The organism is Pseudomonas sp. HS6, from assembly GCF_023375815.1.
Classification (GTDB): Bacteria; Pseudomonadota; Gammaproteobacteria; order Pseudomonadales; family Pseudomonadaceae; genus Aquipseudomonas.
Window position 1 is genome coordinate 2,786,600 of the sequence record NZ_CP067412.1, and the last position, 11,112, is coordinate 2,797,711.

The 11,112-nt window shown below is 60.6% G+C and carries 11 protein-coding genes; all 11 read left to right on the top strand.

Translation table 11 applies throughout. The annotated features are described in order from the left end of the window. Nucleotides 1–114 precede the first annotated feature (114 nt). The 11 genes from JJN09_RS12600 (at nt 115) to JJN09_RS12650 (ending at nt 11,007) form a co-directional block, all read left to right on the top strand. Nucleotides 115–2,319 carry a TonB-dependent siderophore receptor gene (locus JJN09_RS12600; RefSeq protein ID WP_249490424.1) on the top strand — a complete coding sequence of 735 codons (2,205 nt, stop codon included), beginning with the start codon at nt 115–117 and terminating at the stop codon, nt 2,317–2,319. A gap of 78 nt (nt 2,320–2,397) precedes the next feature. After that, on the top strand, nt 2,398–2,775 hold the full coding sequence (locus tag JJN09_RS12605) for a fe2+ zn2+ uptake regulation protein (protein ID WP_249490425.1): 378 nt from the start codon (nt 2,398–2,400) through the stop codon (nt 2,773–2,775). Nucleotides 2,776–2,976: 201 nt separating this feature from the next. Further along, nucleotides 2,977–3,933, top strand: coding sequence for an AraC family transcriptional regulator (locus JJN09_RS12610; protein ID WP_249490426.1), 957 nt, complete (start codon nt 2,977–2,979; stop codon nt 3,931–3,933). Between the two features lie 142 nt (nt 3,934–4,075). Continuing rightward, nucleotides 4,076–5,434 (top strand): benzoate 1,2-dioxygenase large subunit, encoded by a 1,359-nt coding sequence (gene benA / locus JJN09_RS12615; RefSeq protein ID WP_249490427.1) that lies wholly within the window; start codon nt 4,076–4,078, stop codon nt 5,432–5,434. Then, on the top strand, nt 5,431–5,919 hold the full coding sequence (gene benB / locus JJN09_RS12620) for a benzoate 1,2-dioxygenase small subunit (protein ID WP_011333747.1): 489 nt from the start codon (nt 5,431–5,433) through the stop codon (nt 5,917–5,919). Before benA ends, benB begins: the two co-directional genes overlap by 4 nt. Nucleotides 5,920–5,965: 46 nt before the next feature. Beyond that, a complete protein-coding gene (benC, locus tag JJN09_RS12625) occupies nt 5,966–6,973 on the top strand; it encodes a benzoate 1,2-dioxygenase electron transfer component BenC (RefSeq protein ID WP_249490428.1) in 1,008 nt (335 codons plus the stop codon). 26 nt (nt 6,974–6,999) lie between these two features. Continuing rightward, a complete protein-coding gene (locus JJN09_RS12630) occupies nt 7,000–7,761 on the top strand; it encodes a 1,6-dihydroxycyclohexa-2,4-diene-1-carboxylate dehydrogenase (RefSeq protein WP_249490429.1) in 762 nt (253 codons plus the stop codon). Nucleotides 7,762–7,783: 22 nt separating this feature from the next. Continuing rightward, nucleotides 7,784–8,905, top strand: coding sequence for a muconate cycloisomerase family protein (locus JJN09_RS12635; protein WP_249490430.1), 1,122 nt, complete (start codon nt 7,784–7,786; stop codon nt 8,903–8,905). A gap of 18 nt (nt 8,906–8,923) precedes the next feature. Next, nucleotides 8,924–9,214 carry a muconolactone Delta-isomerase gene (gene catC, locus JJN09_RS12640; protein ID WP_249490431.1) on the top strand — a complete coding sequence of 97 codons (291 nt, stop codon included), beginning with the start codon at nt 8,924–8,926 and terminating at the stop codon, nt 9,212–9,214. Between the two features lie 41 nt (nt 9,215–9,255). After that, nucleotides 9,256–10,170 (top strand): catechol 1,2-dioxygenase, encoded by a 915-nt coding sequence (gene catA, locus JJN09_RS12645; RefSeq protein WP_249490432.1) that lies wholly within the window; start codon nt 9,256–9,258, stop codon nt 10,168–10,170. A gap of 321 nt (nt 10,171–10,491) precedes the next feature. Beyond that, nucleotides 10,492–11,007: an Hcp family type VI secretion system effector gene (locus JJN09_RS12650; protein WP_007949952.1), complete on the top strand. Its 516-nt coding sequence runs from the start codon at nt 10,492–10,494 to the stop codon at nt 11,005–11,007. The last annotated feature ends 105 nt before the right edge of the window (nt 11,008–11,112 follow it).

Sequence of the window (11,112 nt, forward strand, 5' to 3'; positions counted from 1 at the left end):
CTCCCGAGCAATCCGCTCGCAAAAAAATTTCAACGACGCTGATACTTTTTCGATTGTCGACTGGCAAATAGGAGTCATTACCATTTTCAGCCATTCGAGAAGGACCCCATCGTCATGTCTGTTGCACGTCGACCTTGCAGTGAACGCGCGTTAACGCTGGCTATTCGCACCGCCATGCTGAGTTCTATTCTGGCCGCAGGAAGCGCCACTGCCTGGGCAGCAGACCCCAAGCAATCCGAGCAACAGGACGTCGCCGCCACGGAAGGGCTGACGCTGGACACCACCAACGTCACCGGCAGCTACAACGGCGCGACTGCCTTGCCGGAAGTACTCGCCGGAGGCCAGGTCGCACGGGGCGCGCGGCTGGGGATGATGGGCAACAAGGACGTCATGGACACGCCATTCAGCGTGACCAGCTACACCGCGAAAACCCTCGCTGACCTGCAAACGGTGACCGTGGCCGATGCGCTGGAACGCGACCCTTCGGTACGTTCCACCGGGCAGACCGGCGGCATCGTCGATTCGTTTTTCATCCGTGGATTTGCGATAGGCGAGGGCAACCTCGGCGAGTTGGCCTACGACGGCGTGTACGGCGTAGCGCCCAATTATCGGGTGTTTACCGAATACGCCGAACGCGTTGAAGTGTTGAAAGGGCCGGGCGCGTTGATGTATGGCATTTCCCCCAACAGCGGCGTCGGCGGCGTGATCAACATCGTGCCCAAACGGCCACTGGACGAAGACCTGACCCGCTTCACCGGCACTTACGCGTCTGACTCGCAAGTCGGTGGCCACTTGGATGTCAGTCGACGTTTCGGCAGCGAGAACCAGTTTGGCATCCGTTTCAACGGCAGCACCCAGGGCGGCGACACCGCGATCAACGATCAGGAACGCGCGCTGAACATCGGCGCCATCGCACTCGATTACAAGGGCGAGCGGTTGCGCCTGAACCTGGATTACATCAGCCAGAAAGAGAGCTTCGACGCAGCCTCGCGACCGTTCACCATTGCACCGGGTGTGAAGGTTCCATCGGCGCCGAACGGCCGCACCAACCTGCCGCAGGACTGGGGCTGGTCGGACACCAAGGAACAGTCGGCATTGCTCGGCGGCGAGTATGACCTCAGCGAAAACCTGACCGTGTTCGCCCACGCGGGCGGCGGTCGCTCCGACGTCAAGCGCATGTCCGACCAGGTACCGCGAATCCTCAACGACGCCGGCGACACCAGCAACATTCCCGGTTACTACAAATTCAACGTCGACCGTTCGACGGCCGACGTGGGGATGCGTGCACTGTTCGCCACCGGCCCGGTCACCCACACGACCACGGTCATGGCGACCCGTTATCAGGACGAATTGTCGCGGGGCATCAACAACGGCACGGAAATCCGCTCGAACATCTACCACCCGGTGGACGTGCCCAAGCAGTACATCAGCTCGCCGAAAGTGCTGCGCATTTCCGAATCGGAACTGTCTGGCGTCGCACTGACCGATACCCTCGGCTTTCTCGATGACCGGATTCAGTTGACCCTCGGCGTACGCCGACAGGACATCGAATCGCGTAACTACAACGCCTCGGGCTCGGTCAGTTCTCGTTATGACGACAGCGCGACCACACCGCTGGCGGGCGTGGTGGTCAAACCATGGGAAGACGTTTCGCTTTACTACAACTACGTCGAAGGCCTGAGCAAAGGCGACATCGCCCCCGGCACTGCAGCCAACTCTGGCGAAACGTTCGCACCCTACAAATCCAAGCAGCATGAAATCGGTGTGAAGTACGAACACGGTACGTTCATGACGACTCTGGCACTGTTCCAGATCGAGAAACCGAGCGGCGAAATCGGCGCTGGCAACGTGTTCTCGGTGCAGGCCGAACAACGTAACCGTGGCGTCGAGTTGAGCATGTTCGGTGAAGTCGCGCCGGGCACTCGCCTGATGGGCGGCGTGACCTTGCTGGACGGCGAACTGACGGACTCGGCCACCGCCGCCAACCGTGGCAACAAACCGGTGGGCGTGCCGGATGTTCAGGCCAACCTCTGGGCGGAGTGGGATACACCGTGGGTCGAAGGTTTCACCCTGACCGGCGGCGCGATCTACACCGACAGCCAATACGTCAATCAGGCCAATACCCAGGAGCTGCCTTCCTGGACCCGCATCGACGCCGGCGCTCGCTACGCCACCAAGATCGAAGGTCGGCCGACGACGTTCCGCGCCACGGTGCAGAACGTGTTTGATCGTGAGTACTGGTCGGGTGTGGCGTCCTACGGCGCGTTCTCCCCGGGCTATCCGCGCACGTTGCAGTTGTCGGCGACCGTCGACTTCTGATCGGGGGGCGCACTGCTGAGTGCGCCTTCTTCTATATAGAGCTACGCACAGCGGCTGATCATAAAAAGGAGCATTCGCATGTTAACCAGCCCGGCATCGACGTCCTCTGGCAAGCAATCGCAGTTCCCGTTGGCGAAGGGGCAGCGGGCCTTTGATTTCGAGCGCAGCACCAATGAGCATATCCGTGAGCTGCTGCATTATTACGGGCTGCGCACCAGTCTGATCCGGATCAAGGTGATCGATGCCTTGCTGGTTGCAGCACGCGATGGACGCGCCGTTGGCGGGCGCGGGGTGCATGGGTATCTGCAGGCGTTTGTCAGCGGCATTCAGTTCATCAGCGTCAGGGAAGTGCTCAAGCGTTTGTGCGAGGAGGGCGTCATCGTGTTTCAGCCTGACAAGAGCTACCGGTTTACCGGTGAAGCCTATGCCTTGCTGGAGCAGCATGCCGACCGCTGAATGACTGCGTTTGCTGTCCGGATCAAACCACCTGTTCGCAGGTGGTTTTTTCGTTTGAGGCCGTCAATCCCGATTCGATGAAAGCGTTCGATCACCGGACAGCCAAACCTTCGTCCAATTGCCCACCCCGACACTCCGGCGTACTGTGACCGGTGAACCACCCGTGATCACACAATAAATAGAAGATCGAGTGCCTTGCCCATGGACAACCGCCTGCTGAGCGACCGCAGCAGCGTGTTTCGCCACGCTGACCCGTATGCCGTCTCCGACTATGTGAACCAGCACGTCGGCCAGCATTTCATCGGCCTGTCCCGGGCTACCCATCCCCAAGCCAGCCTCAACCATCGCAAACTCGCCGACCTCGATCTGTGTCGTATCAGCTATGGCGGCAGCGTTCGCGTCACTTCAGTGGCGCTGGAAACGGTCTATCACCTGCAAGTTCTGCTGCAAGGCAATTGCCTGTGGCGCGGGCCCAAGCGTGAACATCATCTGGTGCCGGGCGAATTGTTGTTGATCAACCCGGACGATCCGGTCGACCTGACCTATTCCGACGATTGCGAGAAATTCATCCTCAAGGTGCCGGTCAGCGTCCTAGAGTCGGTGTGCGACGAGCAGCGCTGGTTGCATCCTGCTGGTGGCATCCGGTTTCTGCGCAATCATTACCGGCTCGACGAACTGGAAGGTTTTACCAACCTGTTGGGCATGATCTGCCAGGAAGCCGAAGCCAGCGATCCGTTGCTGCGGGTGCAGGAGCATTACGCGCAGATCATCGGCAGCAAACTGATTTCGCTGATGAGCACCAACGTCAGCCGTGAATGCCTGAGTTCACCAAGCGTCAGTTTCGAGCGAATCCTCGACTATATAGAGCGCAACTTGAAACAGGATCTGCCTGCCGAACACCTGGCCACACAGGCGAACATGAGCCTGCGTTCCCTGTACGCGCTGTTCGAACGCCAACTCGGCGTGACCCCGATGCAATACATCCGCCAGCGCAAGCTGGAACGTATTCATGCCTGCCTCAGCGATCCGAGCTGTCCGGTGCGCAACCTCACTGAACTGGCGCTGGACTACGGCTTCCTGCACCTCGGTCGTTTCTCCGAAAGCTATCGCCAGCAGTTCGGCGAGTTGCCGTCTGTGACCTTCAAACGCCGCCCCTGAAATTCCCGCCCCGAAACAATCTGAAGCACCTGCCGCGCCGTCCTGCACAAAACGGATAGCGCTCTGCAGGATTCGGATATTGCCTCCCGCGTTGCCTCCCTAATCTGACCTGGCCTGAACAATAACAATGGAGGCCCCGGCCATGTCCCTGGGAATCGACTACCTCAATGCCATGCTTGAAGAGGACCCCGAGAAGGGGGCCTACCGCTGCAAACGGGAGATGTTCACCGATCCGCGGCTGTTCGAACTGGAGATGGCGCACATCTTCGAAGGCAACTGGATCTACCTCGCCCATGAAAGCCAGATCCCCAACGTCAATGACTTTTTGACCACCACCATGGGTCGCCAACCCATCTTCATCGCCCGCAACAAGGCCGGTGTGCTCAATGCTTTTCTCAATGCGTGCAGCCATCGCGGCGCCATGCTGTGCCGGCACAAGTCCGGCAACCGTTCCAGCTATACCTGCCCGTTCCACGGCTGGACGTTCAACAACAGCGGCAAACTGCTCAAGGTCAAGGACCCGAGCGAGGCCGGCTACCCCGAAGGTTTCAACTGCGAAGGCTCCCACGACCTGACCAAAGTCGCGCGTTTCGAATCCTATCGCGGCTTCCTGTTCGGCAGCCTGAATGCCGACGTGAAGTCTCTCGCCGAGCACCTGGGCGAGTCGGCCAGGATCATTGACATGATCGTCGATCAGTCCCCCGAAGGCCTGGAGGTGCTGCGCGGTTCCAGCTCTTACATCTATGAAGGCAACTGGAAACTCACTGCCGAAAATGGCGCCGACGGCTATCACGTCAGCTCCGTGCACTGGAACTACGCCGCCACCCAGAACCAACGCCAGCAGCGCGACGCGGGCGGGGAAATCAAGACCATGAGCGCCGGCAGCTGGGCGAAGAAGGGCGGTGGTTTCTACTCGTTCGAGCACGGCCATCTGCTGCTCTGGACCCGTTGGGCCAACCCCGAGGACCGTCCGGCGTACGAGCGTCGCGATGAACTGGTCCGGGACTTTGGCCAGGCTCGCGCCGACTGGATGATCGAGAACTCGCGCAACCTGTGCCTGTACCCCAACGTTTACCTGATGGATCAGTTCAGCTCGCAGATCCGCGTCGCCCGGCCGATCTCCGTCGACAAGACCGAGATCACCATCTATTGCATCGCCCCCAAAGGCGAGAGCGCCGAGGCTCGGGCCAAACGCATTCGCCAATACGAAGACTTCTTCAACGTCAGCGGCATGGCCACCCCGGATGACCTTGAAGAATTCCGCTCGTGCCAGACCGGCTACGGTGCCGGGCGCGGCTGGAACGACATGTCCCGTGGCGCGACCCATTGGGTCGAAGGCGCGGACGCGGCGGCCGAGGAAATCGACCTCAAGCCCTTGCTGTCCGGCATGCGCACCGAGGACGAAGGGCTGTTCGTGTTGCAACACAAGTACTGGCAGGAAACCATGCTCAAGGCCGCCGCCAGCGATAAAAACCTGATCCCCGTGGAGGCTGTGCAATGAGCAACCTCTACGACACCGTGCGCGATTTTCTCTACCGCGAAGCACGTTATCTGGACGACGGACAGTGGGATCAGTGGCTGGAGCTCTACGCTGCCGACGCCAGTTTCTGGATGCCGGCCTGGGACGATCACGACACCCTGACCGAAGACCCGCAAAGCGAAATCTCGCTGATCTGGTACGGCAACCGTGGTGGCCTCGAAGACCGGGTATTCCGGATCAAGACCGAGCGCTCCAGCGCGACCATCCCCGACACCCGCACCTCGCACAACCTGAGCAACATCGAGATCGTCGAGCAGGGTGAGGGGCAATGCCAGGTGCGCTTCAACTGGCACACCCTGAGCTTTCGCTATCAGGTCACCGACAGCTACTTCGGCACCAGTTTCTACACCCTCGACCTGCGCGGCGAACAGCCGCTGATCAAGGCCAAGAAAGTCGTGCTGAAGAACGATTACGTCCGTCAGGTCATCGACATCTACCACATCTGATCGAGACGGCGGCGAGCCGGGCTCGACGCTGTGAGCGAGGTGCACCATGAGTTTCCAGATCGCACTGAATTTTGAAGACGGGGTCACCCGTTTCATCGAGGCCTCTGGCCACGAAACCGTTGCCGACGCGGCGTATCGCCAGGGCATCAACATTCCGCTGGACTGCCGCGACGGCGCCTGCGGCACCTGCAAATGTTTCGCCGAGTCCGGGCGATACGACATGGGCGACAACTTCATCGAAGACGCCTTGAGTGAAGATGAACTGGCCCAGGGTTATGTGCTGACCTGCCAGATGCGCGCCGAAAGCGATTGCGTGGTGCGAGTGCCGGTCGGCTCGCAGGTGTGCAAGACCGAACAGGCGAGTTTCCAGGCGTCGATCAGCGATGTTCGTCAGCTCTCCGAGAGCACCATCGCGCTGTCGCTCAAGGACGAATCCCTGAGCAGACTGGCGTTCCTGCCGGGGCAATACGTCAACCTGCAAGTGCCGGGCAGCGAGCAATCCCGCGCGTATTCCTTCAGCTCGTTGCAGAAGAACGGCGAGGTCAGCTTCCTGATCCGCAATGTCCCCGGCGGCTTGATGAGCAGCTTCCTCACGGGGCTGGCCAAGGCCGGCGACAGCCTGAATCTCGCCGGGCCGCTGGGCAGTTTTTACCTGCGGGAGATCAAGCGGCCGTTGCTGTTGCTCGCTGGCGGAACCGGGCTGGCGCCATTTACGGCGATGTTGGAGAAGATCGCCGAGCAGGGCAGCGAGCACCCGGTTCACCTGATCTACGGCGTGACCAACGATTTCGATCTGGTTGAACTTGACCGTCTCGAAGCCTTCGCCGCGCGCATCCCGAATTTCAGCTTCGGCGCCTGTGTGGCCAACCCGCAGAGCCAGCACCCGCTCAAGGGCTACGTCACCCAGCACATCGAGCCGCGCCACCTTAATGAAGGCGATGTCGACGTGTACCTGTGCGGCCCGCCGCCGATGGTCGAGGCGGTCAGCCAGTACATCCGCGAGCAGGGCATCACGCCGGCGAATTTCTACTACGAGAAGTTCGCGGCGGCCTGAGTTTCTTTCTGAATGTAGAGGTTGTCATGAACAACAGATTCGCCAACAAGGTCGCGCTGGTCACCGGCGCGGCGCAGGGCATCGGTCGCCGGGTGTGCGAGCGATTGCTGGAAGAGGGCGCACACGTCGTCGCCGTCGACCGCTCCGCACTGGTTCACGAACTGCAAGGCGAAGGCGTTTTGTCGCTGACCGCCGACCTTGAGCAATACGCCGATTGCACTCGGGTGATGAGCGCCGCCATCGATGCTTTCGGGCGCCTGGATGTGCTGGTCAACAACGTCGGCGGCACCATTTGGGCCAAACCGTTCGAGCACTACGACGTCGAGCAGATCGAGGCCGAAGTGCGCCGCTCGCTGTTCCCGACGTTGTGGTGCTGCCACGCCGCATTGCCGTACATGCTCAAGCAGGGGCGCGGCGCGATCATCAATGTGTCGTCGATTGCAACCCGCAGCCTGAACCGTGTTCCGTACGGCGCAGCCAAGGGCGGCATTAACGCACTGACCGCGTGCCTGGCTTTTGAGAATGCCGAGCGCGGGATCCGGGTCAACGCCACCGCGCCCGGCGGCACTGAAGCACCACCCCGGCGCATTCCGCGAAACACCACCGAACAGTCCGCGCAGGAGCAAGCCTGGTATCAGGAAATCGTCGCGCAAACCCTCGATAGCAGCCTGATGAAACGCTACGGAACCCTCGACGAACAGGTCGGTGCGATCCTGTTTCTGGCCTCGGACGACGCCTCCTACATCACCGGCGTGACGCTGCCGGTCGGTGGCGGCGATCTCGGCTGACCCCTATTGAATGGACACCTCAATGAACCGAACCCTGATTGAAAGCCTGTCGACGATCATCGTCGACCTGCCGACCATCCGCCCGCACAAACTGGCGATGCACACGATGCAGAACCAGACGCTGGTGATCCTGCGCCTGCGCTGCAGCGACGGTATCGAAGGCATCGGCGAAGCCACCACCATAGGCGGCCTGGCCTACGGCTACGAAAGCCCGGAAAGCATCAAGGTCAACATCGACGCGCACCTGGCGCCGGCGCTGATCGGCATGGACGCGAGCAACATCAACGTCGCGATGCAGAAGCTCGACAAGATCGCCAAGGGCAACACCTTCGCCAAGTCCGGAATCGAAAGCGCATTGCTGGATGCCCAAGGCAAACGCCTCGGCCTGCCAGTGAGCGAACTGCTCGGCGGCCGGGTGCGCGACAGCCTCGAAGTCGCCTGGACACTGGCCAGCGGCGACACTGCCCGCGACATCGCCGAGGCCGAGCAGATGCTGGAAGCGCGGCGGCACCGGATCTTCAAACTGAAGATCGGCGCCAACCCGTTGGAGCAGGATCTGAAACACGTGGTTGCGATCAAAAAAGCCTTGGGTGATCGCGCCAGCGTTCGGGTCGACGTCAACCAGTACTGGGACGAATCCCAGGCGATTCGTGGCTGTCAGGTGTTGGGCGATAACGGTATCGACCTGATCGAGCAGCCGATCTCGCGGGTCAATCGTTCCGGGCAGATTCGTCTGAACCAGCGCAGCCCGGCACCCATCATGGCCGACGAATCGATCGAAAGCGTGGAGGACGCGTTCAGCCTCGCTGCCGACGGCGCCGCCAGCGTCTTCGCCCTGAAGATCGCCAAGAACGGCGGCCCGCGTGCCGTGTTGCGCACCGCGCAAATTGCCGAAGCCGCTGGCATCGCCCTGTACGGCGGCACCATGCTCGAAGGCTCCATCGGCACACTGGCCTCGGCCCACGCGTTTCTCACGCTCAGGCAACTGACGTGGGACACCGAGCTGTTCGGCCCGTTGCTGCTGACCGAAGACATCGTCACCGAGCGCCCGCAGTACCTCGACTTTCACCTGCATATTCCACGTACCCCAGGCCTGGGCCTGACGCTGGATGAAGAGCGCCTGGCGCGTTTTCGCCGGCACTGATTCCCCAAGGAGAACGCCATGCTGTTCCACGTAAAAATGACCGTGAAATTGCCTGCCGACCTGGATTCGGCCGTTGCCACAAAGCTCAAGGCCGACGAGAAAGAACTCGCCCAGCGCCTGCAACGCGAAGGCCAGTGGCGACACCTCTGGCGCATCGCCGGGCACTACGCCAATTACAGCGTGTTCGACGTGCCCAGCGTCGAGGCGTTGCACGACACCCTGATGCTGTTGCCGCTGTTTCCCTACATGGAGATCGAGATCGACGGCCTCTGCCGTCATCCCTCGTCGATCCACGCCGACGACCGCTGAGCGCGGACTCAACCCCACAACAACAAGATGAGGTGAACATCATGACCGTGAACATTGCCCACACTGCCGAATTGCGGAAGTTTTTCGAAGAAGCCGCTGGTTTTGCCAACGATGGCGGCAACTCTCGCCTTAAAACCATCATCCTGCGCGTGTTGCAGGACACCGCGAAAATCATTGAAGACCTGGACATCAGCGAAGACGAATTCTGGAAGGCCGTCGATTACCTCAACCGCCTGGGCGGCCGCTCCGAAGCCGGACTGCTGGTCGCGGGCCTCGGCCTCGAACATTTCCTCGACCTGTTGCAGGACGCCAAGGATGCGCAGATCGGTTTGACCGGCGGCACACCGCGCACCATCGAAGGTCCGTTGTACGTGGCCGGCGCGCCGCTGTATGAAGGTGAGTGTCGGATGGACGACGGCAGCGAGGAAGGCGTCGCCACGGTGATGTTTCTTGAAGGCCAGGTGTTCGACCCGCAGGGCCAGCCGCTCGCCGGCGCCACGGTCGACCTGTGGCACGCCAACACCAAGGGCACCTACTCATTCTTCGATCAGCGCCAGTCTGACTACAACCTGCGCCGTCGGATCATCACCGACGCCGAAGGCCGCTATCGCGCCCGCAGCATCGTGCCCTCCGGTTATGGCTGTGATCCCCAGGGCCCGACCCAGGAATGCCTGAACCTGCTCGGCCGCCACGGCCAGCGCCCGGCTCATATTCACTTCTTCATCTCCGCACCCGGGCATCGACACTTGACGACACAGATCAATCTGTCGGGGGACAAATACCTGTGGGATGACTTCGCCTACGCGACCCGTGAAGGGTTGGTCGGGGAAGTCGAGTTTCGTGAGGATGCAGCGGGACGTCGTGCCGAATTGAAGTTTGACTTCCAGTTGCAACAGGCGCCCGATTCGGCGGCCGAACAGCGCAGTCAACGGCCACGGGCGTTGCAGGAATCCTGATTCCGGAGCGCTGACCGGATTGGTTGAGCTGCGCAAGAAGTTGCGCAGTTGTCCGTAATAAAACCACGGTCAAAACCGCTACAGGCCTTGCCGATCAAGGCCTCCAGCCAAGTGCGCAAGAAGTTGCACAGTACTGCGCAACTTCTTGCGCACTTTTTCGCTGTTTCCTACAGAAAAAATTGAAAAAATCCCGCGTGAACTTCGCAAACCCTTGATGCGTAATGGCCATGTGATAGCTGGCACGACTTTTGATAACTCCTTTGCCACCTGGACAGGCAATCACGCCGTCCGGTCCTGTCTTTTGAGCAAGGAGCACACCCCATGGCAACACCCGCGTACATGTCGGTTACCGGCGAAAAACAAGGCCTGATCACTGCCGGCGCCTTCACCGCCGACTCCGTTGGCAACACCTACCAGGAAGGCCACGAAGACCAGGTTATGGTTCAGGCTTTCACCCACGACGTGATCATCCCGCGTGACCCACAATCCGGTCAGCCAACCGGTCAGCGCGTGCACAAGCCCGTTGTGATCACCAAGGTCTACGACAAGGCTTCGCCTCTGCTGCAAGCGGCTCTGACCTCCGGCGAGCGCATGAGCGAAATCGTTATCCAGTGGTACCGCACTTCGGCGCAAGGCACCCAAGAGCACTACTACACCACCAAACTGGAAGACGCGATCATCGTCGCCATCAACAACAAAATGCACAACTGCCAGGATCCAGGCAACGCGCACTTTACCCACCTGGAAGAAGTGCAGTTCACCTACCGCAAAATCACCTGGACCCACGAAGTCTCCGGTACTTCGGGTTCCGATGACTGGCGTGCTCCAGTCGTTTAATTACGGCTGATGGTTGTACCGCCTCGGCCGGTTTCGCCGGTCGAGGCATCTCCATCACATAAAGAATTTTTGCTGCCCGATCCTCATCGATCTGGCGGCATCGCA

Bases quoted from the DNA above. Each gene is read 5' to 3' on its own strand.
- catA (WP_249490432.1), top strand. From the start codon at position 9,256: ATGACCGTGAACATTGCCCACACTGCCGAATTGCGGAAGTTTTTCGAA.
- benA (WP_249490427.1), top strand. From the start codon at position 4,076: ATGTCCCTGGGAATCGACTACCTCAATGCCATGCTTGAAGAGGACCCC.
- JJN09_RS12600 (WP_249490424.1), top strand. From the start codon at position 115: ATGTCTGTTGCACGTCGACCTTGCAGTGAACGCGCGTTAACGCTGGCT.
- benB (WP_011333747.1), top strand. From the start codon at position 5,431: ATGAGCAACCTCTACGACACCGTGCGCGATTTTCTCTACCGCGAAGCA.
- benC (WP_249490428.1), top strand. From the start codon at position 5,966: ATGAGTTTCCAGATCGCACTGAATTTTGAAGACGGGGTCACCCGTTTC.
- JJN09_RS12610 (WP_249490426.1), top strand. From the start codon at position 2,977: ATGGACAACCGCCTGCTGAGCGACCGCAGCAGCGTGTTTCGCCACGCT.
- catC (WP_249490431.1), top strand. From the start codon at position 8,924: ATGCTGTTCCACGTAAAAATGACCGTGAAATTGCCTGCCGACCTGGAT.
- JJN09_RS12605 (WP_249490425.1), top strand. From the start codon at position 2,398: ATGTTAACCAGCCCGGCATCGACGTCCTCTGGCAAGCAATCGCAGTTC.
- JJN09_RS12630 (WP_249490429.1), top strand. From the start codon at position 7,000: ATGAACAACAGATTCGCCAACAAGGTCGCGCTGGTCACCGGCGCGGCG.
- JJN09_RS12635 (WP_249490430.1), top strand. From the start codon at position 7,784: ATGAACCGAACCCTGATTGAAAGCCTGTCGACGATCATCGTCGACCTG.
- JJN09_RS12650 (WP_007949952.1), top strand. From the start codon at position 10,492: ATGGCAACACCCGCGTACATGTCGGTTACCGGCGAAAAACAAGGCCTG.